This is a genomic window from Aeromonas popoffii (genome assembly GCF_000820025.1).
Taxonomy (GTDB): Bacteria; Pseudomonadota; Gammaproteobacteria; order Enterobacterales; family Aeromonadaceae; genus Aeromonas; species Aeromonas popoffii.
Genome location: NZ_CDBI01000092.1, coordinates 48,839 through 75,629, shown reverse-complemented (window position 1 = coordinate 75,629; position 26,791 = coordinate 48,839). Strand labels below are relative to the sequence as shown.

Annotated in this window: 23 protein-coding genes; 14 read left to right on the top strand and 9 right to left on the bottom strand. The window is 58.4% G+C overall.

The features are described 5' to 3' along the window. Positions 1–67: 67 nt before the first annotated feature. From BN1129_RS20405 to mutT, 8 genes are all read left to right on the top strand, one after another. On the top strand, positions 68–820 hold the full coding sequence (locus BN1129_RS20405; RefSeq protein WP_042039042.1) for a cell division protein FtsQ/DivIB: 753 nt from the start codon (positions 68–70) through the stop codon (positions 818–820). Beyond that, positions 801–2,060, top strand: a complete 1,260-nt coding sequence (gene ftsA / locus BN1129_RS20400; protein ID WP_042039041.1) for a cell division protein FtsA — start codon at positions 801–803, stop codon at positions 2,058–2,060. The genes BN1129_RS20405 and ftsA overlap by 20 nt, the downstream gene beginning before the upstream one ends. A gap of 39 nt (positions 2,061–2,099) precedes the next feature. Continuing rightward, the gene (gene ftsZ / locus BN1129_RS20395) at positions 2,100–3,251 is read left to right on the top strand and encodes a cell division protein FtsZ (RefSeq protein ID WP_042039038.1); all 1,152 of its coding nucleotides are present in this window, start codon (positions 2,100–2,102) and stop codon (positions 3,249–3,251) included. Positions 3,252–3,351: 100 nt separating this feature from the next. Next, on the top strand, positions 3,352–4,275 hold the full coding sequence (gene lpxC, locus BN1129_RS20390; protein WP_042039037.1) for a UDP-3-O-acyl-N-acetylglucosamine deacetylase: 924 nt from the start codon (positions 3,352–3,354) through the stop codon (positions 4,273–4,275). 140 nt (positions 4,276–4,415) lie between these two features. After that, on the top strand, positions 4,416–5,321 hold the full coding sequence (locus BN1129_RS20385) for a M23 family metallopeptidase (protein ID WP_042039036.1): 906 nt from the start codon (positions 4,416–4,418) through the stop codon (positions 5,319–5,321). 59 nt (positions 5,322–5,380) lie between these two features. After that, complete coding sequence (gene secA, locus BN1129_RS20380; RefSeq protein ID WP_042039035.1) at positions 5,381–8,101, top strand: preprotein translocase subunit SecA; 2,721 nt, start codon at positions 5,381–5,383, stop codon at positions 8,099–8,101. Between the two features lie 74 nt (positions 8,102–8,175). Further along, positions 8,176–9,360: a tetratricopeptide repeat protein gene (locus BN1129_RS20375; protein WP_042039033.1), complete on the top strand. Its 1,185-nt coding sequence runs from the start codon at positions 8,176–8,178 to the stop codon at positions 9,358–9,360. 8 nt (positions 9,361–9,368) lie between these two features. After that, complete coding sequence (gene mutT / locus BN1129_RS20370) at positions 9,369–9,776, top strand: 8-oxo-dGTP diphosphatase MutT (protein WP_209418538.1); 408 nt, start codon at positions 9,369–9,371, stop codon at positions 9,774–9,776. Positions 9,777–9,848: 72 nt separating this feature from the next. Here the strand turns inward: mutT and yacG are convergent, their stop codons facing one another. From yacG to BN1129_RS20325, 9 genes are all read right to left on the bottom strand, one after another. Next, positions 9,849–10,043, bottom strand: coding sequence for a DNA gyrase inhibitor YacG (gene yacG, locus BN1129_RS20365; RefSeq protein WP_042039030.1), 195 nt, complete (start codon positions 10,041–10,043; stop codon positions 9,849–9,851). Positions 10,044–10,052: 9 nt separating this feature from the next. After that, positions 10,053–10,775 (bottom strand): cell division protein ZapD, encoded by a 723-nt coding sequence (zapD, locus tag BN1129_RS20360; RefSeq protein ID WP_042039029.1) that lies wholly within the window; start codon positions 10,773–10,775, stop codon positions 10,053–10,055. A 37-nt stretch (positions 10,776–10,812) separates the two neighbouring features. Then, entirely contained in the window at positions 10,813–11,427 is a 615-nt protein-coding gene (gene coaE, locus BN1129_RS20355; protein ID WP_042039028.1) for a dephospho-CoA kinase, read from the bottom strand. A gap of 17 nt (positions 11,428–11,444) precedes the next feature. Next, positions 11,445–12,317, bottom strand: a complete 873-nt coding sequence (gene tapD, locus BN1129_RS20350; RefSeq protein WP_042039027.1) for a type IVa prepilin peptidase/methyltransferase TapD — start codon at positions 12,315–12,317, stop codon at positions 11,445–11,447. A gap of 64 nt (positions 12,318–12,381) precedes the next feature. Next, positions 12,382–13,623 carry a type II secretion system F family protein gene (locus tag BN1129_RS20345; protein ID WP_042039025.1) on the bottom strand — a complete coding sequence of 414 codons (1,242 nt, stop codon included), beginning with the start codon at positions 13,621–13,623 and terminating at the stop codon, positions 12,382–12,384. A 132-nt stretch (positions 13,624–13,755) separates the two neighbouring features. Beyond that, entirely contained in the window at positions 13,756–15,462 is a 1,707-nt protein-coding gene (gene tapB, locus BN1129_RS20340) for a PilB family type IVa pilus assembly ATPase TapB (RefSeq protein ID WP_042039024.1), read from the bottom strand. A 6-nt stretch (positions 15,463–15,468) separates the two neighbouring features. Next, entirely contained in the window at positions 15,469–15,921 is a 453-nt protein-coding gene (tapA, locus tag BN1129_RS22895) for a type IVa pilus major pilin TapA (protein ID WP_042039022.1), read from the bottom strand. Positions 15,922–16,238: 317 nt separating this feature from the next. Next, positions 16,239–17,096 carry a carboxylating nicotinate-nucleotide diphosphorylase gene (nadC, locus tag BN1129_RS20330; RefSeq protein WP_042039021.1) on the bottom strand — a complete coding sequence of 286 codons (858 nt, stop codon included), beginning with the start codon at positions 17,094–17,096 and terminating at the stop codon, positions 16,239–16,241. Positions 17,097–17,101: 5 nt separating this feature from the next. After that, positions 17,102–17,572: a retropepsin-like aspartic protease family protein gene (locus BN1129_RS20325; RefSeq protein ID WP_042039020.1), complete on the bottom strand. Its 471-nt coding sequence runs from the start codon at positions 17,570–17,572 to the stop codon at positions 17,102–17,104. A gap of 148 nt (positions 17,573–17,720) precedes the next feature. Here BN1129_RS20325 and ampD point away from each other — a divergent pair, with 148 nt between their 5' ends. The 6 genes from ampD to BN1129_RS20295 all read left to right on the top strand — a co-directional run bounded on the left by ampD (position 17,721) and on the right by BN1129_RS20295 (position 26,749). Next, on the top strand, positions 17,721–18,293 hold the full coding sequence (ampD, locus tag BN1129_RS20320; protein ID WP_042039019.1) for a 1,6-anhydro-N-acetylmuramyl-L-alanine amidase AmpD: 573 nt from the start codon (positions 17,721–17,723) through the stop codon (positions 18,291–18,293). A 276-nt stretch (positions 18,294–18,569) separates the two neighbouring features. After that, positions 18,570–19,334, top strand: a complete 765-nt coding sequence (pdhR, locus tag BN1129_RS20315) for a pyruvate dehydrogenase complex transcriptional repressor PdhR (RefSeq protein ID WP_042039018.1) — start codon at positions 18,570–18,572, stop codon at positions 19,332–19,334. A gap of 68 nt (positions 19,335–19,402) precedes the next feature. Next, positions 19,403–22,063, top strand: a complete 2,661-nt coding sequence (gene aceE, locus BN1129_RS20310) for a pyruvate dehydrogenase (acetyl-transferring), homodimeric type (RefSeq protein WP_042039017.1) — start codon at positions 19,403–19,405, stop codon at positions 22,061–22,063. A 117-nt stretch (positions 22,064–22,180) separates the two neighbouring features. Continuing rightward, positions 22,181–24,073 (top strand): pyruvate dehydrogenase complex dihydrolipoyllysine-residue acetyltransferase, encoded by a 1,893-nt coding sequence (gene aceF / locus BN1129_RS20305; RefSeq protein WP_042039014.1) that lies wholly within the window; start codon positions 22,181–22,183, stop codon positions 24,071–24,073. A gap of 160 nt (positions 24,074–24,233) precedes the next feature. Next, positions 24,234–25,661: a dihydrolipoyl dehydrogenase gene (lpdA, locus tag BN1129_RS20300; RefSeq protein ID WP_042039012.1), complete on the top strand. Its 1,428-nt coding sequence runs from the start codon at positions 24,234–24,236 to the stop codon at positions 25,659–25,661. Between the two features lie 125 nt (positions 25,662–25,786). Next, on the top strand, positions 25,787–26,749 hold the full coding sequence (locus tag BN1129_RS20295) for a GGDEF domain-containing protein (protein ID WP_042039011.1): 963 nt from the start codon (positions 25,787–25,789) through the stop codon (positions 26,747–26,749). The last annotated feature ends 42 nt before the right edge of the window (positions 26,750–26,791 follow it).

Sequence of the window (26,791 nt, the reverse complement as noted above, 5' to 3'; positions counted from 1 at the left end):
GGGGCCTATATAATGGCGGACCGGTCTGTAAAGGGCCGGCATGGCGCGTTAAACGGGGAAAGATCGGGTGGAGGCAAGGGCACAAGGGCGCACCAAGGGTGGCTTCATCGCAGGGGTGGCATTTTTCATCCTGGTCATGTGGGGCTTCTACCAGACAGCGCTGGATGTTAAAGGTTGGCTGACGGATGCCAATCGGTTGCCCATGAGCGAGTTGTTGCTGCAGGGGCAGCACCAGTATTTGCAGACCGACGAGTTGCGTAACGCCGTGCTGGATGGTGCCGAGCTGCGTAACTTCTTCGAGTTGGATGTAAACGAATTACAGGCGCGATTGAATGCCTTGCCTTGGGTGGCCCAGGTCTCTGTACGCAAGAAGTGGCCAAACAAGATCAAGGTCTATCTCACCGAGCAGGCGGTAGCGGCACGCTGGAATGGCAACCGCTTCGTCAATACCAAGGGTGAGGTGTTCAGTGCGCCGGACAGGGTGAAGACCCCCCTGATGCAGCTATCCGGGCCGGAAGATCAGGCCGTTAAGGTACTGGAAGCCAGCCGTCAGTACGAGGCGCAGCTGGCAGCCAAGGGATACAAGCTGCTGGGAGTGAATCTGACTCCCCGCCATGCCTGGGAACTGACCCTGGATGGCAACATTCAGCTGTTTTTGGGGCGCTCGGATATAGCGCTTCGATTGCAGCGGTTTATCGATGCTTTTCCGATCATCGAACCCCGTGAGCAGGTTGCTTATGTGGATCTTCGATACGACACCGGAATGGCAGTTGGCTGGAAGAAGAACGAAGAGAAAGTGAATGACCAAAACCGCAGATAGAAATCTGATTGTCGGACTGGATATCGGCACAACCAAGGTGGCGGTTCTGGTTGGCGAAGTGCTGCCAGACGGTGAGCTCAATGTCATCGGCATGGGCAGTCACGCCTCTCGTGGCATGGATAAGGGCGGGGTCAACGATCTTGATTCCGTGGTCAAGTCCCTGCGTCGTGCGGTGGAAGAGGCCGAGATGATGGCCGACTGCCAGATCAGCTCCGTGTATCTGGGGCTGTCCGGCAAGCACATCGATTGCCGCAACGAAACCGGTATGGTGCCCATCTCCGATGAGGAGGTGACCCAGGAGGACGTGGATAACGTCATCCACACCGCCAAGTCGGTGCGTTTGTCCGATGAGCTGCGGGTGCTGCATGTGCTGCCCCAGGAGTTTGCCATCGACTATCAGGAAGGCATCAAGAACCCGGTCGGTCTGTCCGGGGTCCGTATGGCAGCTAAGGTGCACCTGATCACCTGCCACAACGACATGGCCCGCAACATCGAGAAATGTGTGGAGAAGGTCGGTCTGCGGGTGGATCAGCTGATTTTCTCCGCGCTGGCTTCCAGCTATGCCGTGCTGACCGAAGACGAGAAGGAGCTGGGGGTCTGCGTGGTGGACATAGGTGGCGGTACCATGGACATGTCGCTGTTTACCGGCGGTGCCCTGCGCCATACCAAGGTGATCCCCTACGCTGGCAGCACTGTGACCAGCGACATCGCCTACGCCTTCGGCACGCCGCCGCTGGACGCAGAAGCGATCAAGGTGCGCTACGGCTGCGCCCTCGGCCGTCTGGTCAGCAAGGAAGACAATATTGAAGTACCCAGTGTCGGCGGTCGTCCGGCGCGTAGCCTGCAACGGCAGACACTGGCCGAAGTGATTGAACCCCGTTACACCGAGTTGCTCTCCATGGTGAATGATGAGCTGGTGCGGGTACAAAGCGAATTGAAAGCGCAGGGGGTCAAGCATCAGTTGGCCGCCGGTGTGGTTTTGACTGGCGGCGCTGCCCAGATCGAAGGCATTGTGGAGTGTGCAGAGCAGATCTTCCAGAGCCAGGTCCGGGTAGGGGAGCCCATGAATATACGGGGATTGAGTGATTATGTGCAGGCGCCTGTGTACTCGACCGCGGTCGGGCTATTGCAGTACGGCCGCACCCATCAATCTTCAGGCAGTAACAAGGAATATGCCGCCAAAGCAAGCGTCGGTGGGCTGGTCAAACGGGTCAGCAACTGGTTGCGTGGCGAGTTTTAAGAATTTTGCTGAGTCAGGCAAATAAAGCGGAGAGACAACATGTTTGAATTTATGGATAGCCACACTGACGAAGCCGTCATTAAAGTGATCGGTGTAGGTGGCGGCGGCGGTAACGCGGTCGAGCACATGGTTCGTCAAAACATCGAAGGTGTCGAGTTCATTACCGTCAACACCGACGCCCAGGCTCTGCGTAACTCCAGTGCCAACACCACTCTGCAGATCGGCGGTGGCATCACCAAGGGTCTGGGCGCCGGAGCCAATCCGGAAGTGGGTCGTGATGCGGCCATGGAAGACAGGGAAGCGTTGCGTGAGCTGCTGACCGGTGCTGACATGGTGTTCATCGCCGCCGGCATGGGTGGTGGTACCGGGACAGGCGCAGCGCCGATCGTGGCCGAAGTAGCCCGCGAGATGGGCATACTGACAGTTGCTGTCGTAACCAAGCCGTTCTCCTTCGAAGGGAAGAAGCGGATGGGCTTCGCCGCCCACGGCATCGAAGAGCTTTCCAAGAATGTCGATTCCCTGATCACCATCCCCAACGACAAGTTGCTGAAGGTGCTGGGTCGCGGTATTTCCCTGCTGGACGCCTTCAAGGCTGCCAACGATGTACTGCTGGGCGCGGTACAGGGCATTGCCGAGTTGATTACCCGTCCGGGCTTGATCAACGTCGACTTCGCGGACGTGCGTACCGTGATGCGTGAAATGGGTACCGCCATGATGGGTACCGGTTCCGCCACCGGCGATGACCGTGCCGAAGAAGCGGCTGAGAAAGCCATCTCCAGCCCGCTGCTGGAAGACGTGGATCTGGCCGGTGCCCGTGGCATCCTGGTCAACATCACCGCAGGCATGGACATGACCATTGAAGAGTTCGAAACCGTGGGTAACGCGGTCAAGGCCTTCGCATCCGAGAACGCCACCGTTGTGGTGGGTACCGTTATCGATCCGGAAATGCACGACGAACTGCGTGTGACCGTGGTTGCCACCGGTATCGGTGCCGAGCGCAAGCCCGACATCACGCTGGTGAAGAACAACATGGTACAAGAGCGTCCGGCCCGTCAGCCCCTGATCAGCGAAGCCCTGCAGTCTCGCGTGATGGAAGAGGCCCCGGCCAAGGTGGTCAACGCCGAGCCGCAAGCTCGTCGCGAACCGGATTATCTCGATATTCCTGCGTTCCTGCGCAAGCAAGCTGACTAAGCCCCTAATGGCACTAGTTTGTTTGTTGTTTAAGGAATGTGCTAAGATGGCCTGCCACGACCATCTGGTCCGGAATATGAGCTGTTAAGCGGATACGCCCATGATTAGACAAAGAACCTTGAAAACGAGTGTCCAGGCCACTGGTGTGGGCCTGCATTCGGGCCGGAAAGTCACAATGACGTTCCGTCCGGCGCCTGTTAACACAGGGATCGTTTACTTGCGTACCGATCTTGATCCTGTGGTGGCGCTGCCAGCCAATGCCGATCAGGTGCGCGATACCGTGCTTTGTACCGCGTTGGTCAACGAAGCCGGTGTCCGTGTCTCTACCATTGAGCACCTCTCTGCCGCGCTGGCCGGAATGGGGATCGACAACCTCTATGTCGAGGTTGACGCACCCGAGATCCCGGTGATGGACGGCAGTGCGCACCCCTTTATCTACCTGCTGCAAGAAGTCGGTATCCGTGAGCAAAATGCGGCCAAGCAGTTTGTGCGGATCAAGCAGAGCATCCGGGTTGAAGACGGCGACAAGTGGGCGGAATTCCACCCTTATCGCAATGGCTTCAAGATGGATCTCGAGATCGATTTCCAGCATCCGGTATTTGAAGGACGCAACCAGCGTTGCGTGCTGGATTTCTCCGGTGCTTCTTTCGTGAAAGAGATCAGTCGTGCCCGTACTTTCGGTTTCATGCGTGACATCGAGTACCTGCGTTCCCAGAACCTGGCGCTGGGCGGAAGCCTGGAAAACGCCGTGGTGCTGGATGACTATCGGGTACTGAACGAAGATGGTCTGCGCTATGAAGACGAATTCGTCAAACACAAGATGTTGGATGCGATCGGTGACCTGTACATGTGTAACCGCAGCATCATTGGCGAATTCCGTGCCTACAAGACGGGTCATGCCCTGAACAACATGCTGCTGCGTGCCTTGCTGGCCAAGCAGGAGGCCTGGGAACTGGTGACCTTCGAGGGTGAGGGCGATAAAGCGCCCATCGCTTACTACGATAACGGTCTGGTTCTGGCCTGATAGCTGTGCAACGGAACGTCGGTCCTCTCTCCGCACCGACGTTCCGTCATTTATTGACTCCATCCTTTAATACCGATTATCTCCCGGTTTTATTCCCCGTGCTGGCTCCTGGCCTCACCTGACCGAGCAGACAGATTTCTATGAGCATTACCCTGATCCTCAACGGCAAGCAGCGACGCAAGTTGCACTTACCCAAACAACGTCTGGCCTGGGTCGGCGGTATCCTCTTCACTGTATTGGCCCTGAGCGGTGGTTGGCTCTGGCAGAGCTGGCACCAGAAAATGGAGGCGCTGACAGTCGCGCTGGCCATGGCCGAACAGCAAAAAAACACGCAAGGGGCCGATGAAGCCCGCGAACAGCTTGCCATGCTGGCCGCCCAGGTGGGCACCATGCAGGGGCAGCTGGGTCGTCTCAATGCGCTCGGCGAGCGGCTGACCGAGCAGGCAGACCTCGATCCCGAGGAGTTCAATTTCAAGGAGCTGCCCCCCATGGGCGGCCCTTCCTATGATGCGGATCTGGAAGTCAACCTCAATGAGTTGCAGGATTCCATGAAGCATCTCAGCCAGCAGCTCGGCAGTCGTGAAGAGCAGCTGTCGGTACTTGAATCTTTCATCATGAATCACCATATAACCGATGCCGGTTTTATTTCCGGATCGCCGGTCAAGCAGGAGCGGGTTTGGGTCTCCTCTGGCTTCGGTGGTCGGGTCGATCCGTTCAACGGTCGCGCCAAGATGCATAAAGGGGTGGATTTCCGTGGCAAGCCCGGTACTCCTATCCTGGCCACAGGCCAGGGCGTCGTCAGCTGGGCAGGCCGCCATCCGGAATTTGGCAACATGGTGGAGATCAACCATGGCAATGGTCTGGTGACCCGCTATGCCCACAACTCCAAGTTGCTGGTCGAAGTGGGCACCCTGGTCGATCAGGGCCAGAAGATTGCCTTGATGGGACGCACCGGTCGCGCGACCGGGGTCCATTTGCATTACGAAGTGTTGAAAGACGGTCGTCAGGTCAACCCCGCACGCTTTCTTAATGCCAGACGGGGTTAGGTTTTTTTCTCCAGGTTCCAGTGACGGAACATGTATATAACCAGAAATAGTTGGTACCCATGATTAGCACACTGCTCACCAAGATTATCGGCAGCCGGAACGACAGAACGCTCAAGGCTTTGCGCAAAATTGTAAAACAGATCAATGCGATGGAGCCTCAGTACGAGGCCCTGTCCGATAGCGAGTTGCAGGCCAAGACAGCTGAATATCGTCAGCGTCTGGAGCAGGGTGAGACGCTGGAGCAGCTGCTGCCGGAAGCGTTCGCCACCGTGCGTGAAGCCTCCCGCCGGGTGTTTGGCATGCGTCACTTCGACGTGCAGCTGATCGGTGGCATGGTGCTTGACTCCAACCGCATCGCCGAGATGAAAACCGGTGAAGGCAAGACGCTGACGGCGACATTGCCGGCGTATCTGAACGCCCTGAGCGGTCGCGGTGTGCACGTGGTGACGGTCAACGACTACCTGGCCAGGCGCGATGCCGAGGCGAACCGCCCCCTGTTCACCTTCCTCGGCATGACGGTCGATTGCAACGTGCCAGGCATGGATGCGTCCCAGAAGCGTGACGCCTACGCCGCCGACATCACCTATGGTACCAACAACGAATTCGGTTTCGATTACCTGCGCGACAACATGGCGTTTTCGCCGGAGCAGCGCGTGCAGCGTCCGCTCAACTACGCGCTGGTGGATGAGGTGGATTCCGTGCTCATCGATGAAGCTCGTACCCCGCTCATCATCTCTGGTCCGGCCGAAGACAGCTCAGCCCTCTATATCCAGGTTAACAAGCTGATCCCTGAGCTGATCAAGCAGGACAAGGAAGACACCGAGGAGTACACGGGTGAAGGTCACTACACGGTGGACGAGAAGAACCGTCAGGCCCTGTTGACCGAAAATGGCCAGATCTTCGTGGAAGAGCTGCTCAAGCGAGAGGGTTTGCTGGCAGAAGAGGACTCCCTGTTCTCCGCCACCAACATCAGCCTGCTGCACCATGTCAATGCCGGTCTGCGTGCTCACACCCTGTTTGAGCGCAACGTCGACTACATAGTGCAAAAAGGCGAGATCGTCATCGTCGACGAACACACGGGTCGCACCATGCCGGGCCGTCGCTGGTCCGATGGCCTGCATCAGGCCGTCGAGGCGAAGGAAGGGGTCAAGATCCAGAACGAGAACCAGACGCTGGCCTCCATCACCTTCCAGAACTACTTCCGTCTCTATGACAAGCTGGCGGGGATGACGGGTACTGCGGATACCGAAGCCTTTGAATTCCAGCAGATCTATGGTCTGGATACCGTCGTTATCCCGACCAACAAGCCGATGGTGCGCAAAGACATGGGCGATCTGGTCTATCTGACCGCCCAGGAGAAATACGCTGCCATCGTCGAAGATATTCGCGGTTGCGTCTCCCGTGGTCAGCCGGTGCTGGTGGGTACTGTCTCCATCGAAAACTCCGAGCTGCTCTCCGGTATCCTGACCAAGGAGGAGATCCCGCACAAGGTGCTGAACGCCAAGTTCCACGCCATGGAAGCGGAGATAGTCGCTCAGGCTGGTCAACTCGGTGCCGTCACCATCGCCACCAACATGGCCGGTCGTGGTACCGATATCGTGTTGGGTGGCAACTGGCAGGCAGAGATTGCCCAGCTGGAGAATCCGAGCGACGAGCAGATCAGCGACATCAAGGCTGCCTGGCAGATCCGCCACGATGCCGTGCTGGCTGCCGGTGGTTTGCACATCATAGGTACCGAGCGCCACGAATCCCGTCGCATCGACAACCAGCTGCGCGGTCGTTCCGGTCGTCAGGGTGACCCCGGTTCCTCGCGCTTCTATCTCTCCATGGAAGATACCCTGATGCGGATCTTCGCCTCCGATCGTGTCACCGGCATGATGAAGAAGCTGGGCATGGAAGAGGGCGAAGCCATCGAGCATCCCTGGGTGACCAAGGCCATCGAAAACGCCCAGCGCAAGGTGGAAGGTCGCAACTTCGACATCCGCAAGAGCCTGCTCGAGTTTGATGACGTGGCCAATGACCAGCGCAAGGTGGTCTATGAGCAGCGCAACGAGCTGCTGGACACCAACGACATCTCCGAGACCATTCACGTCATCCGTGACGACGTCTACGGCGCCGTGATCGACGAGTACATTCCGCCCCAGTCGCTGGAAGAGATGTGGGATGTACCGGGTCTGGAAGCGCGTCTGAAGGCCGACTTCGCGCTGGATCTGCCGCTGCAGCAGTGGCTGGCGGAAGATGACAAATTGTATGAAGAGAAGCTGCGCGAGCGCATTCTGGACGAAGCCAACAAGCTTTATGCCCACAAGCAGGAGATGGTTGGTATCGATGTGCTGCGCAACTTCGAGAAAGCCGTGATGCTGCAAACCCTGGATGGCCTGTGGAAGGAGCATCTGGCGGCCATGGATCACCTGCGTCAGGGTATTCATCTGCGCGGTTACGCCCAGAAGAACCCCAAGCAGGAGTACAAGCGCGAATCCTTCGATCTGTTCACCCAGATGCTGGAAACCCTCAAGCGCGACGTGGTCAGCATACTGAGCCGGGTACAGGTGCAGGGACGTGATGTGGAGGCGCTGGAAGAACAGCAACGCCAACAGGCGGAAGCCGCTCCCCACACTTACACCCATGCTGCCGCAGAGAGCCAGCTGGCCGATGAAGAGGCAGATGCCAAAGAGGGTCACACCACCTTCGTGCGGGATGAGCAGAAGGTCGGTCGCAACGATCCCTGCCCCTGCGGCTCCGGCAAGAAATACAAGCACTGCCATGGTCAGTTGACCTGATCTGTCAGTGACGCTTCAATGCACCGCCTCCGGGCGGTGCATTCATTTAAGGGCGGCAAAAGGAGAGGGACTGGATGAGCAAGATGCCGACAGGATGGGATGCCGGTGCCCATGAGCGCTGGCTCGGAGGCCAGCGACAGGCGGCGATCCAGCAGTTGCTGGTGCGACTGAACGGTGCCGCAGTAAAACCTGTGGCATGGCAGCTGCAGTTTGCCTATTACCTCTTCCTGTGTGATGACCCTGCCTCTGCCGCGCAAGTGCTGGAGATGACTCACCAGATGGCACCCGAGAATGACGAGGTGCTGCGCAATCTCGGCATCAGTTTGTCGCGCTCGGGACAATACGAACGTGCGGTCGAGAGGCTGCAGACCCTGCTGGTACGAGCGCCGGCGGATTTCCATGCGCTGGACGCGCTCTGCGCCTCGCTGGCCAAGCTGGGGCGTCATGCTGAGGCGGCAGTGGCAGGCACCAGAGCGCTGACCCTGAAAGATCGTGTGGCCCGATATCAGCCCGGCGACTGGTCGTTACCCGACGATGAGCCGTCAACCTGGCTGGCGAGCCGTGAAAGCAAGCAGGATGTCATCGCTTTCTCCCTGTGGGGCAAGGCTCCTCGCTATCTTCGAGGAGCTATCGACAACGTACTGGCGGCCACCTATCTCTACCCTGGGTGGCGTGTGCGCTTCTATGTGGATGAGAGTGTGCCGTCGGCAATGGTGACTTGTCTGCAGGAACTGGGGGCCGAGGTGCTGGTGCAAGCGCCCGGTCAATCCCTGCGTCAGCGTCTGTGCTGGCGCTTCCTGGTGGTCAATGACCCGCAGGTGGGACGCTTCCTGGTGCGGGATGTAGATTCAGTGCTGAGCGTGCGAGAGCGTGTCGCCGTCGATGACTGGCTTGTATCGGGGCGCTGGTTTCATATCATGCGGGATTGGTGGAGTCACACCGATCTGGTGTTGGCGGGCATGTGGGGAGGGATCGCTGGCGTTCTGCCGCCGTTGGCCCCCTTGTTCAATGCCTATCAACCCGAGGCGATGGAAACGCCGAACATCGATCAATGGTTTCTACGCGACACGCTTTGGGGCTATCTGGCCCAGAGCTGTCTGGTTCATGATCGCTGCTTCACCCCGCCAGGGGCGCTCCCCTGGCCGCGTCCCGCTCCCGATGGGGGTGAGCATGTGGGGCAGGATATCTTTACGGCACAAGGGGAACGCCAGGCCCGCCGGTTGGCCCCCTGGATGACCAAGTTGCCGTGTTTACGTTGAGGACAATGATGGAACAGAAAAAACGGCTCTGGGTGGCGGTTGGCGTCATCGAGAATGAACGGGGCGAGATCTTCATCGCCAAGCGCTCTTCAGACCGCCATCAGGGCGATCGCTGGGAGTTCCCGGGTGGCAAAGTGGAGGCGGGGGAAGACCTGCTCACCGCACTGGACAGGGAGCTGTGGGAAGAGATTGGCATCCGGGTACTGGATTGTGCCCCCTTCATGGAGCTGCATCACGACTACCCAGAGAAGCAGGTGTTGCTGGATATCTGGAAGGTGACCCGTTTCAGCGGTGAGCCGTTCGGCAAGGAGGGTCAGGCGTGTCTGTGGGTGCCGCTGGCATCACTGCATCAATACCGGTTCCCGGATGCCAACGGTCCTATCGTCGCGCGGTTGCAGGCCTGTTTGACCGTCTGATGCGGTGTAGCTGGGTCGCGCGGATATGACAGAGATGAAAAAAGGGCCTTGCGGGCCCTTTTTGTGCGCGGCTCATTGCCACTGCTCACCCTCTTCCGGGTAAGGCAGCAGGTCCGGATTGATGGGGCCCGGGATACGCTTCTCCTCGTTGGCCCACTCGCCCAGATCGATCAGCTGGCAGCGCTTGCAACAGAAGGGGCGAAACGGGCTCTGTGGACCCCACTCCAGCTCGGTTTTACAGGTCGGGCATTTTATCTTGGTGACCATTCTTGCTCCTTAGCAGCAGGCGAGCTGGAAGGGGACATCGCCAATCTGCTGTTCTGCGGTTGGCAGAAAGCGCAGGGCGAAACGGTTCTTGTGGCCGCTCAGCGTCGGATAGCACTGCTGGGCGCCGGGCAGGCGGATCCGGATCAGCTCGGCACTCTCGGCGGTATCCTGGAAGAAACCGTTGGTGGCGATCTGATCGCTGAAGTTGCCTGATTCGCGCCACAGCCGCAGCAGCAGGGAAATGGCATTCATCAGCAGGTTGATGTCGCTGAGCCACAGCTGCATTTGCTGATGGCGAGCGGCAGCCGGGGTGCCGAGCCAGTGGTGCAGCTGCGGCACATCGAAGGCGCAAAGACCGCCAGGGATGGAAAAGCGCTGACGGATGGCGCCGAGCTGCCGATCTTCTTTCAGTCTGGCGCCCGGACGTGGGGCACTGAGCAGGTTGCGAGAGAGCTGGACGCTCTCCTGCTGCATCTGCTTGATCTGTTCCAGGTCGACATCTGGCAGGCTGGCCCAGTGGCTCAGACGCTGGCCTAGACGTTCCAGATCCTTGATAAGATCGGCGCGCAGATCACCACGCTCCAGCAGCTCTTGCAGATCGAACAGCCCCTTGAAGAAGGCGATGTGTGCCCAGGACTGGTCACTCTCCAGATTGTCGCGGATCTGGGAAAACAGGGACTCCAGACGAAGATAGGTCCGGCTTTTTTCATTGAGGGGAAAATCGTAAATCATGCCTAATCCTGGCCAGCCATAAACCGGCCTAGTGTACTCACACTTGACGGGGTTGTTGAGAGGCAAATGCGAGATATGTTTCGTGCAGCGCCAAAATCCGCGTTTTAATCGCCATTTGGCTGCCATTGTGGTTATCGATGACATCATCCGCCGCTGCGAGCCGCTCCGACCGGCTTGCCTGAGCTGCGATGATCGCTCGGGCCTGCTCGGCCGATACCCCATCCCGGCGGCAGGTGCGCTCAATCTGGGTTGCTTCATCCACGTCGATCACCAGTACCCGGTTGGCCAAGCCAGCGAGTTTGTTCTCCACCAGCAGGGGCACCACCAGCAGGCAGTAGGGCGAGCGAGCGGCGGCGCACTGGCGCAGCATCTCCTGACGGATCAGGGGGTGAAGCAGGGCATTGAGCCAGGCCTTGGCGTTCGTGTCGCTGAACACCCGCTCCCGCAGGCTGCGTCGATCGAGCTGGCCATCAGGGGCGATGACATCCGGACCAAAGTAGGTCGCGATGGCGGCAAGGGCCGGGGCGCCGGGTTCCACGACGTCGCGGGCGATGACGTCCGCATCCACTACGTCTATGCCCAGTGCGGCAAATTGGTTGGCTATGGTGGTTTTACCGCTACCAATGCCACCTGTGACTGCGACTACATACATGGGGCAGATCACCTTTTTTAGAGGAAAGTCGTGAGATACCAGCGGGTGATGCTATCGCCCCACAGCAGCGCAATCCAGCCCGCGATAGCGAGATAGGGGCCAAAGGGAATGGGTTTGCTCTGATGGTGGTTGCGCAACAGGATCAGGCCTATGCCCATGAAGGCACCGACCAGGGAGGAGAGCAGCAGCACTATGGGCAGCGCTTGCCAGCCCAGCCAGGCGCCCAGCGCGGCCAGCAGCTTGAAGTCACCATAGCCCATGCCCTCCTTGCCAGTGAGTAGCTTGAAGGCCCAATAGAGGCTCCATAGCACCAGATAACCGGTCATGGCGCCGATCACCGCATCGCCAAGCGATACAAAACCGCCCAGCAAGTTGAACAGCAGCCCGCCCCACAGCAGGGGCAAGGTGAGCTGGTCCGGCAGCAGCATCTTGTCGAGATCGATAAAGGTGAGGGCCACCAGCACCCAGGTCAGTAGCAGGGCTGCCAGCGTGCCCCAGCCGGGGGGAACCGTCATGGCAACGGCAACTGAGAGCAGGGCGGTCAGCAGCTCGACCAGCGGATAGCGGGGCGATATGGGAGCCTGGCAGCCTCGGCAGCGACCCTTGAGCCAGAGCCAGCTCAGCAAGGGGATGTTTTCCAGTGCCGTGATGGGGTGATGGCAGTGGGGGCAGCAGGAGCGTGGCACCATCAGGTTGTAGGGCGGCTCGTCGACCCCCGCGTCATCAGGGGTGAAGTAGCTGTGGTATTCGGCCTGCCACTCCCGTTCCAGCATGATGGGCAAGCGATGGATCACCACGTTGAGAAAACTGCCGATCATCAGGGAAAAGAGAAATACCAGCGAGAAATAGAGCCAGGGCAAGCTGTGTGCCAGCTCGAGGAGAAGTGTCATAACCAACCGTCTGTCATGAAATGGGGGGAAGGGCATGCGTTTTATCAGCGCATACCCTCGTGAATTAGCCTACTACGTCACCCAGCTTGAAGATGGGCAGGTACATGGCCACAACCATGCCGCCAACCAGCACCCCCAGCACCACCATGATGAGGGGCTCGAGCAGGCTGGTGAGGCCGTCGACCAGATCGTCCACCTCCTGCTCAAAGATGGTTGCAACCTTGGAGAGCATATCATCGATGGCACCGGACTCCTCGCCGATCATCACCATTTGGATCACCATGTCGGGGAAGAGATCCACAGTACGCATGGCCACGTTGATCTGCATGCCGGCGACCACCTCGTTGCGAATGGCCATGACGGCGGTGCGATAGACATAGTTGCCGGAGGCACCTGCGGCCGAGATCAGTGCATCCACCAGCGGGATCCCGGCGGAGAAGGTGGTGGAGAGGGTTCGGGCGAAACGGGCCATGGCCGCCTTGTGCAGTATCATGCCGACCACAGGTATGGTGAGGATGAACTTGTCGGTGTTGTCTTTGACCTTCTGGGAGGCGCGCCATGCCCGTACATAGAGGAAAATGGCGAGTGCAGTGCCGCCAAAGATGACAAGCCACCAATGCTGCATGAAGCGGGAGATGCCGATGACAAATTGGGTGAAGATGGGCAGTTCGGCGCCGAAGCTCTTGAAAATGTCCTCAAACTGCGGAATGACGAACAGCAGCAGTATGGAGGTGACAACGATGGCAACCAGTATGACCATGGCCGGGTAAAACATCGCCTTCTTGATCTTGGACTTGAGCGCCTCCGACTTTTCCCGATAGGTGGCGATCCGGTCATAGATGGTCTCCAGCGCACCGGATTGTTCCCCCGCCTCCACCAGATCACAATAGAGCGCATCAAAGTGGCGGGGATGGCGGCGCAGTGCCTCGGACATGGGGGTGCCGGTTTCCACGTCGGCGGCGATCTGTCCCATGAGTTCACGCATCGCGGCTTTTTCGTGGCTGCGGGCGATTATCTGCAGGCTCTGTACCAAGGGGACGCCAGCGGAAAGCATGGTAGTGATTTGACGGGAGACGATGGCAATATCCATCGGCCTTACCTTGGCACCACCCTTGGAGAATAATCCCTGGCTCTTCTTGCTCACCCTGGTGACGTTGACACCCTGCTTGCGCAGCTCAGCTTTGACCGTGTTGATACTGTCGGCCTGCAGCTCACCGGAGACCTTCTGACCCTTGCGGTTCACTCCGCTCCAGCGGAAGGAGAAGACTTTCTTGGGGGCATTCTGTTTCTGCGTTAGCGTTGCCATCACTGCGTCCTGCAATTGGGCTCTGGTATCCCGCTCAACACCTTGCTATGCGGGTTGCCTTGGCTTGATGGAAATCCTCAGGAGTGCCGGCTGGGCGATACCTGGATGAATCAGCTTGATCGATATGCACTGTCAGTTGGTGGTCACCCGATTGATTTCTGCCAGGCTGGTCACTCCCAGACGAGCTTTCTCAAGGCCGGATACACGCAGAGTGCGCATCCCCTCTTTTTGTGCAATGGCTGCAATTTGCAGCGAGTTGGCACCTTGCATGATCAATTTTGCAATGTTTTCAGACATTAGCATGATTTCGTAGATACCGACCCGCCCCTTGTAACCGCCCGAGCAATCCTTGCAGCCCACGGGTTTGAACAGGCGCAGCCCGGCGGCCAGCTGCTGCTGGGTGAATCCCAGATCCAGCAGCTCGGCTTCTGGTACTGCTTCGGGTGTCTTGCAGTGCTCGCACAGCTTGCGGGCGAGTCGCTGGGCCATGATCAGGGTCACCGAGGAGGCAATGTTGAAGGCGGGCACCCCCATGTTCATCATCCGGGTTAGTGTCTCGGCGGCCGAGTTGGTGTGCAGGGTGGAGAGTACCAGGTGGCCTGTCTGGGCGGCCTTGATGGCGATTTCGGCTGTTTCCAGATCCCGGATCTCCCCCACCATGACCACGTCGGGATCCTGGCGAAGAAACGAGCGCAGGGCGCTGGCGAAGGTCAGCCCTGCCTTTGGGTTGACTTGCACCTGATTGACGCCGGGCAGGTTGATCTCCACCGGATCTTCGGCGGTGGAGATGTTCACCTCTGTGGTGTTGAGAATATTAAGACCGGTGTAGAGGGAGACAGTTTTGCCCGAGCCGGTGGGGCCGGTGACCAGTATCATGCCCTGCGGTTTGGAAAGGGCGTGCAGATATTGTGCTTTCTGCCGGTCGTCAAAGCCGAGCTGCTCTATGTTGAGCCGCGCCGCCGAGGAGTCCAGCAGCCGGATGACAATCTTCTCACCCCACATGGTGGGTAGGGTGTTGACCCGCATATCCATCGACTTGTTGCGGGACAGCTTCAGCTTGATGCGGCCATCCTGCGGCAGCCGCCGCTCGGCAATGTCGAGCCGTGCCATGACCTTGAGGCGGGCGGAGAAGCGGTTGGCCAGATTGACCGGTGGCGTCGCGATTTCGTGCAAGATACCGTCGATCCGGAAGCGGATGCGGTATTTGGTCTCATAGGGTTCGAAGTGCAGATCGGATGCGCCACGCTTGATGGCATCCATCATGATTTTGTTAATGTATTTGACGATGGGGGCATCGTCGTCAGCGGCATTGACGCTCTCATCCAGCCGGGAGTTTTCGTCCGAGACTTCCAGCTCGGAGATCTCGGATTCATCGATGTCCTCCATGCCGAGGGCTTCCTGCTCGCTCTCCAGCAGTTTGCCGATGGCGGCCGTCAGTTTGTTCTCCTCGACCAGCAGCGCCTCGGTATGCAGCCCGAAGCTGAAGCCAAAATCCTCCAGCGCCGATACATTGGTCGGATCCGACATGGCGATATAGAGGGTATGGCCCTGGGTGTAGATGGGCAGCACATGGTGTTTCTCAATCAGCTTCTGATTGAGGTATTTCTGCGGTATCTCGGCCAGGTCGAAGGCGGCAAGATCCAGCAGAGGTACCCCATACTCCAGCTCACAGAAATCCGCGAGCGTCTTGCTGTCGAGGATCTCGCTCTCTATCAGAAAGGTCACAAAGGGTTTGCGCTGGGCCTTGGCTTGGCTCAGATAGCGCTGGGAGTCCTCTTCACTGATCAGGGAAGAGGCGGCCAGGCTTAACGCCAGGCCGCTATTGGGGCTAGAGGTCATTAGTGTTTAACAGATGCCAGCTGCTACGCATGTGCCAACAGACCCGCTGGGGTTAGCTGCCCAGTTCACTTTACCGGAAGCTACTGTTGGAACGAGAATGTAGGTTTCCCCTCTCAATCCGCTTACGGGGGCGGCAGAGGTACCAACAGCCGTAGCCGTGATTGCGTTATTTGCGCTATCAACACTAATGCTTGCAACATTTCCATTCGCTGTAGCTACGTTAGCTGGAACCCCATTTGTTCCCGCATCGCAGGAACTCAGTGTTCCATCGGCTGCACCAGTTGTTTGGGCACAGATTTCAATTGCTGTTTTAAAAGCACCAGTGGCTGATACGACTTCAGTAAAACGAGCCCTTGTTGTGTAACTCTGATATGCCGGCAGCGCGATGGCGGCCAGAATGGCCACGATCGCGACCACGATCATCAGTTCGATAAGGGTAAAGCCTGATTGCTTCTTCATGTCAAATGTCCTTTTGTCCTTGGTTCCTGGGCAGTGGTGGTGGAAAACTATCCACCCGTCAATATCTTATCCGAGCTGTCCGGCTTGGCAACAGAGGTGTGGCCTTTGTTAACAACCTTTTTGTCATTTAATAAAAATTTGATATAAATCATAGACAAAAATTCTGTGCGAACTCTTTTTAACTGGCGGGATAGGATCCATCATCACTCCTTTGCTGAGGGAGTCAGCATAAAGAAAAGGCGCCCATGGCGCCTTTTGCAAGTCCTTCATCTTGTTATATGTCACGGTGCAATCCTGCGACTGTGACACTTCCCCGGCTAGATAAAGCGCATCGAGAGATCCAGTGCTCGCACATGCTTGGTCAGCGCCCCTACCGAGATAAAATCGACGCCGGTGGCGGCAAACTCCGCGAGTGTATCCAGCGTGACGTTGCCAGAGACCTCCAGCTTGGCACGGCCCCGATTGAGGGCCACGGCTTCGCGCATCATGGGCACATCGAAGTTGTCCAGCATCACTATGTCTGCGCTGGCCATCAGCGCCTGTTCCAGCTCGGCCAGGGATTCAACCTCCACCTCGACCGGTTTGCCCGGATTGAGGCGGCGCGCTTCGCTGATGGCTTCGCTTATGCCGCCGCAGGCAAGGATATGGTTCTCCTTGATGAGGTAGGCGTCGAACAGGCCGATTCTGTGGTTCTTGCCGCCGCCGCAGGTCACGGCATATTTCTGGGCGGTGCGCAGCCCCGGCAGAGTCTTGCGAGTATCGAGCAGGCGGCAGTAGGTGCCTGCCAGCTCGGCCACGTAGCGGGCGGTGAGGGTGGCGACACCCGAGAGGGTCTGCACGAAGTTCAGTGCGTTGCGCTCGCCGGTCAGCAGCACACGAGCCGGACCATGCAGGCGGAACAGCTCCTGATTGGGGGTGAGCCGTTCGCCATCCTGTACTAACCACTCCACTTTTACCTCGCCACCGAGCTGGACGAACACCTCATCCACCCAAGGTTGGCCACAGAATACGCCAGCTTCGCGGGTGATGACCCGGGCGCTGGCCAGGCGATCCGCCGGGATCAGCTGGGCCGTGATATCGGCGCTGGCATCCGGTTGGTCCAGCGTGGTGAGGGCTTGACCCAAGTCTTCGAGTAGTGCGGCGCGCACGGCGCAGCGGATGTCCTGTTGTAACATGCCTGTTATTCCTGCAAGGGTCTGAGAAGCAATTGTCTGTCTTTCTGACGCAATTCCAGCCGGCCCAGGGCATTCATGCCCACCAGGATCACGTCCCCGTCGGCCGCCGGATTGATATAGATAGGCAAATCGTACAAGGTCAGCGGACCCATCACCAGAGTTTCAATCTGGCCGGTCTGCACCTGGATCGTACCCGCAGCCGTGTTGACCAGGCTGTTGCCATTGGGGCTCAGGCCGATGCGCTCGGCCACCTGACGTGGCACAGTGACCCGGGTTGCCCCCGTGTCCAGCAGCAGTTGCACCGGTTGGCCGTTGATGGCACCCTCCAGTCGATAGTGGCCGCTGGCATTGGCCTTGAGCAGCAGGTCGCCGCTGGCGGTGACTGTGGGTTGCGAGCGGGCGTGAAAGTAGAGGGTCAGCAGCCCCATCAGAGAGAGCCAGGCCAGCAACCAGAAGCGGCGCGCTATCGGGTGCATATCCTTTCCAGAGTTGAGCAGAAGATGGTTCAGCCTATCACAGTTGCCTTGGTGGATTGAGAGGATTGCGAGGAGCCTGAGAGACGGATCGCTTTGTTGCCCATCCGGCGCCATCACATGTGTCATTCCATTGCAGATTGAGTAGATGATGACCCAGCCTAAAACAGTTTTTTCCATTGATTCAGACGGTTGGTGTGAGCAGGCCCGCAAGGTGCCGTCACCGCACCACAACGAGCGGACCAGTTTGGACGATATCTCCCTGCTGGTGGTACACGGCATCAGCCTGCCACCGGGGGCGTTCGGCGGTCCCTGGATCGACGATCTCTTCATGGGACGGCTGGACCCTGAGGGGCACCCTTACTTCGCTGGCATTCATCAGCTGCGGGTCTCGGCCCACTGCCTGATCCGGCGGGATGGCGAGCTGGTGCAATACGTGCCATTTGGCGCACGTGCCTGGCATGCCGGGATATCGAGTTGGGAGGGAAGGGAGGCCTGTAACGATTTTTCCATCGGCATTGAGCTGGAAGGGACCGATGAGCTGCCCTACAGCGATGCACAATATGAGGTGCTGGCGGGGCTCAGCCGAACCATATCCAGCCATTATCCTGCCATTACAGCGCAACGAATTGTCGGCCATTGCGATATAGCGCCAGGGCGCAAGACAGATCCGGGTGGAAGTTTCGAATGGAGTCGGTATCGAAAAATGATCAATTTTAAGTAAATATTCTAAAAATAAGTTAGTGTTTTTAAAATCAATGGCTTGCCTTTATGGCAGGCCATTTTATTGTGCTGTTGAACAAATGTTACCTGTGAGCCAGCTCAAAAATATTGGTCAGACCAATTTCTATGCGCCACATCATAAATCCCTCCATTTACCCCTTAGGTGGCAAGGTTGAACCTTGATTCAGATCATCTTTTGGGTGGACTTTTCCCAAGTCCTCTGCTAATTTTCGCCCCATTCATGAAATTGGTAATACCAATTTAACAAAGTAGCCTCATGCCCTATCTCAAGATAACTCAACCCAAGCTGGCCGACGCCATCGTCGCCGAGCTGGAAAGCATGATTTTGGAAGGCAGTTTGCAGCCGGGCCAGAAGTTGCCGCCCGAGCGGGAACTCGCCATCCAGTTTCAGGTGTCGCGCCCCTCCCTGCGCGAAGCCATCCAGCGCCTGGAAGCCAGAGGACTCTTGTATCGCCGTCAGGGCGGTGGCACTTACGTACAAAATGCCTTGAGCAAGGGGATTGCAGATCCCCTGTTCGAGCTGCTCAGCACCCACCCCGAAGCCCAGTATGACCTGCTGGAGTTTCGTCACGCACTGGAAGGCATCTGTGCCTACTATGCTGCGTTGCGGGGGACGGAAGCCGATGCCGAGCGTATTCGTCAGGCGCAGTCCGCCATTGAGGAAGCTGGCCAGCAAGGTTCGCTGGTCACCGAATCCGCCGCCGTGACCCAGTTCTATCTGGCGGTGGCCGAGGCGTCCCACAACGTGGTGCTGCTGCACCTGCTGCGGGCCATGGGCCCCATGCTTGAGCAGAACATTTTACGCAATAACGAAATTTTGAATCGCCGTCCGGGAGTGGTAGCCAAGATCCGTCGCCATCGTGCGCATCTGATCGAGGCTATCCTGTCGGGGGCTCCGGAGCGGGCCAGGGCTGCTTGTCATGAGCACCTGGCCTTTATCGAGGACACCTTGTTGGATATGCAGAGGGAAGACAGCCGGATCCAGCGATCCATGCGTCGGATCCGTCAGCAGGAAAACTAATCCCACAAGGCTTTATTGTCGAATTCTTGCGCATCTTAACCGCCGTGCAATAACAATAGGAACCAGCCATGTCTGATATCCTGAAGAACGATGTGGACCCGATAGAAACGCTGGAGTGGCTTGCCTCTCTGGAATCCCTGCTGCGTGAAGAGGGTCCGCAACGCGCTCAGTTCATTCTTGAACAGCTTGCCGAGAAAGCCCGCGTAAGCGGTGTGGATGTAGCTGCCAAGGCGAATCGCGACTACATCAACACCATCCCGTCCAGTGACGAACCGGCTTACCCGGGCGATCTGGAGATGGAACGTCGCATCCGCGCCATCATCCGCTGGAATGCCATGATGATAGTGCTGCGCGCCTCCAAGAAAGACCTGGACCTCGGCGGTCACATGTCTTCCTTCGCTTCCTCCGCGACCATCTACGAAGTCTGCTACAACCATTTCTTCCGCGCTCGCAGCGAGAAGGACGGTGGTGATCTGGTTTACTTCCAGGGTCACATCTCCCCGGGCATCTACGCACGTGCGTTCGCTGAAGGTCGTCTGACCGCAGATCAGCTGGACAACTTCCGTCAGGAAGTGGACGGCAAGGGTATCCCTTCCTATCCGCACCCGAAGCTGATGCCGGACTTCTGGCAGTTCCCGACCGTCTCCATGGGTCTGGGCCCCATCGCCGCCATCTATCAGGCTCGCTTCCTGAAGTACCTGACCGACCGTGGCATCAAAGATTGCTCCGAGCAGACCGTTTACGCCTTCCTGGGTGACGGCGAGATGGACGAGCCGGAAGCCAAGGGCGCCCTGACTGTTGCCGTGCGTGAAAAGCTCGACAACCTGGTGTTCGTGGTCAACTGCAACCTGCAGCGTCTTGACGGTCCTGTTGTCGGTAACGGCAAGGTCATCAACGAGCTGGAAGGCCTGTTCGCAGGCGCCGGCTGGGATGTCACCAAGGTTATCTGGGGTCGCAAGTGGGATGAGCTGCTGAAGAAAGACACCTCCGGCAAGCTGATCCAGCTGATGAACGAAACCGTGGATGGCGACTATCAGACCATGAAGTCCCGTGATGGCGGCTACGTGCGTGAGCACTTCTTCAACCGTTACCCGGAAACCGCCGCGCTGGTCAAAGACATGACCGACGAGGAGATCTTCGCCCTGAACCGCGGTGGTCACGACCCCCGTAAACTGTTTGCCGCTTTCTCCAAAGCCGCAGCGACCAAGGGCAAGCCGACTGTCATCCTGGCCAAGACCATCAAGGGTTATGGCATGGGCGAAGCGGCCGAAGGCAAAAACATTGCTCACCAGGTCAAGAAGATGGATCTGGGCTCTGTGCGTCACCTGCGCGATCGTTTCAACCTGCCGGTCACCGACGAGCAGCTCGAAGCGCTGCCGTACCTGAAGATCGAAGAGGGTACCGAAGAGCACAAGTACCTGCACGCTCGTCGCGCAGCGCTCAAAGGCTATGTACCGACCCGTCTGCGTGAGACCACCACTCAGCTGGACATCCCGGCGCTGGAGACCTTTGGTCCCCTGCTGGGCGAGCAGGCTCGCGAGATCTCCACCACCATGGCGTTCGTGCGTTCCCTGAATGTGCTGCTGAAAGACAAGTCCATCGGCAAGCGCATCGTCCCTATCCTGGCTGACGAAGCCCGTACCTTCGGTATGGAAGGTCTGTTCCGCCAGATCGGTATCTACAGCCCGCACGGTCAGCAGTACACCCCGCAAGACCGCGACATCGTCTCCTACTACAAGGAAGACAAGCAGGGTCAGGTTCTGCAAGACGGTATCAACGAGCTGGGCGCCATGTCCTCCTGGCTGGCTGCTGCGACCTCTTACAGCACCAACGACTGCCCGATGATCCCGTTCTACATCTACTACTCCATGTTCGGCTTCCAGCGAGTCGGCGACATGGCGTGGGCAGCCGGTGACCAGCAAGCCCGTGGCTTCCTGCTGGGCGCGACCTCGGGTCGTACCACCCTCAACGGCGAAGGTCTGCAGCACGAAGATGGTCACAGCCACATCCTGGCGAACACCATCCCGAACTGCATCTCCTATGACCCGTCATACGCCTATGAAGTGGCGGTGATTGTACAGGACGGCCTGCGCCGTATGTACGGTGAGAACCCGGAGAACGTGTTCTACTACATCACCACCCTGAACGAGAACTATGCGATGCCGGCCATGCCGGAAGGCGCTGAAGAGGGTATCCGCAAGGGTATCTACAAGCTGGAAACCGTTGCCGGCACCAAGGGCAAGGTACAGCTGCTGGGTTGTGGTTCCATCCTGGGTCATGTGCGCACCGCTGCCCAGATCCTGGCCAGCGAATACGGCGTGGGTTCCGACGTGTTCAGCGTCACCTCCTTCAACGAACTGGCCCGTGACGGTCAGGATGTGGATCGCTGGAACATGCTGCACCCGACCGCCGAGGCTCGCGTACCGTACATCGCTACCGTACTGGGCTCCGACGCCACCATCGCCGCGACCGACTACATGAAGTCCTTCGCCGATCAGGTCCGTGCCTTCGTACCGACCGAGCATTACCGTGTACTGGGTACCGACGGTTATGGCCGTTCCGACAGCCGTGCCAACCTGCGTCGTCACTTCGAAGTGAACGAATTCTACGTGGTGGTTGCTGCCCTTACCGAACTGGCCAAGCGCGGTGAAATCGACAAGCAGGTTGTGGCCGATGCCATCACCAAGTACGGCATCGATGCCGACAAGGTCAACCCGCTGTACGCGTAAGAGGATCAAGTGCCGTGTCGGGACAAGCTGCCCGGCATGGCCTTGCAAAGGTCAACGCGAGATACGCGTGAGGGCGGTCAGTCAGTCACGCGGATACACGCAAGAGGATAAAGCACTATGTCCAAACAGATTATGGTTCCGGATATCGGCGCCGATGAAGTTGAAGTCACCGAGATCATGGTGGCCGTGGGTGACAAGGTCGAGCTCGACCAGTCCCTGATCGCCGTAGAAGGTGATAAAGCCTCCATGGAAGTCCCGGCACCGGCTGCCGGTATCGTCAAAGAGATCCTGATCAAGGTGGGCGACAAGGTTGCCACCGGTTCCCAGATCATGATCTTCGAAGCGGAAGGCGCAGCTGCGCCGGCGCCAGCTCAAGCCGCCGCTCCGGTTGCTGCTGCACCGGCTGCCCCTGTTGCTGCTGCAGCCAAAGACGTGCACGTCCCCGACATAGGTGACGATGAAGTCGAAGTGACCGAGATCATGGTTGCCGTGGGCGACATGGTTGAAGCTGACCAGTCCATCATCGCGGTGGAAGGTGACAAGGCTTCTATGGAAGTCCCTGCGCCGTTCGCGGGCCGCGTGATCGAGATCAAGGTTGCCGCTGGCGCCAAGGTCTCTACCGGTTCCCTGGTGATGGTATTTGAAGTGGCTGGCGCCGCGCCTGCCGCCGTTGCCGCGCCGGTTCAGGCTGCCGCTCCCGTGGCTGCTGCCCCGGTGGCCGCCGCTGCCAAAGAGGTCAATGTACCTGACATTGGCGGTGACGAAGTCGAAGTGACCGAGATCATGGTTGCCGTGGGTGACAAGGTCGACGCCGACCAGTCCCTGATCGCGGTGGAAGGCGACAAGGCCTCCATGGAAGTGCCTGCACCGTTCGCCGGTATCATCAAAGAGATCAAGGTGAAGGCGGGTGACAAGGTCTCCACCGGTTCCCTGATCATGGTATTCGAAGTAGCTGGTGCAGCTCCGGCCGCCGCAGCTGCCCCGGTTGCTCAGGCTGCCGCCCCGGTCGCTGCTGCCCCTGTTGCCGCTGCTCCGGCTCCGGTTGCCCAGGCTGCTGCCGCTTCCGACTTCGTTGCCAACGACGCCTACGTACATGCCGCCCCGGCCGTACGTCGCCTGGCCCGTGAGTTCGGTATCAACCTGGCCAAGGTGAAAGCCTCCGGTCGCAAGGGTCGCATCGTCAAAGAAGACGTGCAGGCCTATGTGAAGGATGCGGTCAAGCGCGCCGAGTCCGCCCCGGCAGCCGGTACCGGCACTGGCAACGGCATGAGTGTCCTGCCGTGGCCCAAGGTTGACTTCAGCAAGTTCGGCCCGGTCGAAGAGCTGGAACTGACCCGGATCCAGAAGATCTCCGGTCCTGCCCTGCATCGCAACTGGGCCATGATCCCGCACGTCACCCAGTTCGACGAAGCCGATACCACAGATCTGGAAGCGTTCCGCAAAGAGCAGAACCTGCTGGCCGAGAAGCAGAAGCTGGACGTGAAGATCACCCCGCTGGTGTTCATCCTGAAAGCCGCCGCCAAGGCCCTGGAAGCCCATCCGCGCTTCTGCAGCGCCCTGTCCGAAGACGGCAGCAAGCTGATCATGAAGAAGTACATCCACATCGGTGTGGCGGTAGACACCCCGGGGGGCCTGGTGGTGCCTGTGGTGCGTGACGTCAACAAGAAGGGCATCTACGAGCTGTCTCGCGATCTGGCCGAGATCTCCAAGAAGGCCCGTGCCGGCAAGCTGACCGCTGCCGACATGCAGGGCGGTTGCTTCACCATCTCCAGCCTGGGTGGCATCGGCGGTACCAGCTTTACCCCGATCGTCAACGCGCCGGAAGTGGCCATCCTGGGCGTATCCAAGTCCGAGATGAAGCCGAAGTGGAATGGCAAGGAGTTCGTACCGCGCCTGATGCTGCCGCTGGCCCTGAGCTATGACCACCGTGTCATCGATGGTGCTGATGGAGCCCGCTTCATCACCACCATGAGTGGTGTGCTGTCCGACATTCGTCGACTGGTCCTGTAAGTGAGAGGGCGGGCCCAGAGCCTGCCCTTTTTACTTCTCATTTCATTAACAGGATTGTAAACTTGCCCCGTTTTTTCACGGTTGCAGCCGCCTTGTTTGGCATTGAGTCGGCATAAGACTGCGCCGTCCGGGGATATATAAGAACGACAAAGAGGTCATGATGAGTAAAGAAATCAAAACTCAGGTCGTAGTACTGGGTGCTGGCCCTGCCGGTTATTCTGCTGCTTTCCGTGCTGCCGATCTGGGTCTGGATACCATTATCGTCGAGCGTTACTCCACCCTGGGTGGCGTCTGCCTGAACGTGGGTTGTATCCCGTCCAAGGCGCTGCTGCACGTCGCCAAAGTCATTGAAGAAGCCAAGGCGCTGTCCGAACACGGCATCATCTTCGGTGCCCCGCAGACCGACATCGACAAGGTCCGCCTGTGGAAAGAGAAGGTCATCAACCAGCTGACCGGCGGTCTGGCTGGCATGGCCAAGATGCGTAAGGTGCAGGTTGTTAACGGCTTCGGTAAATTTACCGGCCCGAATACTCTGGAAGTGGAAGGTGCCGACGGCAAGACGACCGTGACCTTCGACAACGCCATCATTGCAGCTGGCTCCCGTCCGGTAAAACTGCCTTTCATCCCCCATGATGATCCGCGCGTATGGGATTCAACCGATGCGCTGGAACTGACTTCCGTACCGGGCAAGCTGCTGGTTATCGGTGGTGGCATCATAGGTCTGGAGATGGGTACCGTGTACTCCTCTCTGGGTTCCGAGATCGATGTGGTGGAATTTGCCGACCAGCTGGTACCGGCTGCCGACAAAGACATCGTCAAGATCTACACCAAGCGCGTGGCCAAGAAATTCAACATCATGCTGGAGACCAAAGTCACCGCAGTTGAAGCCCGTGCAGACGGTCTGTATGTCTCCTACGAAGGCAAGCACGCCCCGGCCGAGCCGGTACGTTACGACAACGTGCTGGTTGCCGTAGGCCGTGTGCCGAACGGCAAGCTGATGGATGCCGAGAAGGCCGGCGTTGCCGTGACCGAGCGCGGTTTCATCGAGGTGGACAAGCAGCTGCGTACCAACGTGGCTCACATCCACGCCATCGGTGACATCGTTGGCCAGCCGATGCTGGCCCACAAGGGTGTTCACGAAGGTCACGTTGCCGCCGAAGTGATCGCCGGCAAGAAGCACTACTTCGACCCGAAAGTGATCCCGTCCATCGCCTACACCGAGCCAGAGATGGCCTGGGTTGGTGTGACCGAGAAGGAAGCCAAGCAACAAGGGCTGAACTTCGAAGTGGCCACCTTCCCGTGGGCTGCTTCCGGTCGCGCCATTGCGTCTGATTGCTCCGACGGTATGACCAAGCTGATCTTCGACAAGGCGAGCGGCCGCGTCATCGGTGGTGCCATCGTCGGTACCAACGGCGGTGAACTGCTGGGTGAAATCGGTCTGGCCATCGAAATGGGTGCCGACGCCGAAGATATCGCGCTGACCATCCATGCTCACCCGACTCTGCACGAGTCCGTGGGTCTGGCTGCCGAAGTGTTCGAAGGTTCGATCACCGACCTGCCGAACGCCAAGGCCAAGAAGAAAAAGTAATTTTCTTCTTCCACTTGTATAAAAAGCCGCTCGTAAGAGCGGCTTTTTGTTTTCTCCGCATCACACAAACTTTTCTAAAGCCGAATATGCTAAAGACAGGTTTTAGCGCTGAGGGGAGAAAACTGATGCTAAAGGCTCCTATTCCACCCGATGAGGCATTGCGACTTGACGCCCTGCGTCGGCTCTCTTTGCTTGATACCGAAGCCGAGGAGCGGTTTGACCGGCTGACCCGCATGGCCCGACGGGTGTTTGATGTACCTATCGCGCTGGTGAGCTTGGTAGATGAAGAACGCCAGTGGTTTAAATCCTGTATCGGGTTGGCGGTCAGTGAGACCGCGCGGGATATCTCATTCTGTGGTCACGCGATCATGGGCAATGAAACCTTTATCGTACCGAATGCCTCGCTCGATCCTCGTTTTGCCGACAATCCGCTGGTGGTGGGTGGGCCTGGCATTCGCTTTTATGCCGGACAGCCATTGCGGATCGCCAATGGCTGCAAATTGGGGACGCTCTGCATCATAGACACTGTGCCGCGGGTCTTGAGTGACGAAGATGTGGGTCTGCTCAAGGATCTGGCGGCGATGGTGGTGCAGGAGCTCGAAGCGGTGCAACTGGCCACCATTGATGAGCTGACCGGGATCTCCAATCGGCGCGGGTTTGTGATGCTGGCAGAGAAAAGCCTCTTGCTGGCAAGCCGTGTGCAAATGCCACTGTCGTTGCTCTATCTGGATCTCAATGGCTTCAAGGGGATCAATGATCGGTGGGGACATGCGGAAGGGGATCGCGCCTTGATTGTCTTTGCCAGTTTGCTCAAGCAGGCTTTTCGGGGCGCCGATGTGTTTGCCCGTATGGGAGGAGATGAGTTCGCCGTCCTGCTGCCCAATGTGGTCGAGGCCCAGGCGCAACTGGCCTATGAACGTTTCAACGCCATCTTGACCGAGCATAATCGGCACAGCGGTTGCGGTTATGAGTTGGCCTGCAGCACCGGGATAGTCAGCTATGACGGGCGTGGCTGTGTTTCGCTGACTGCGCTGCTCACCCGCGCGGATGAGCTGATGTATCAGCGCAAGCGGGATGGCAAGCACTGACGGTTACGCAGTACGAGAAACCACCAGAAACAACAGAGAGCG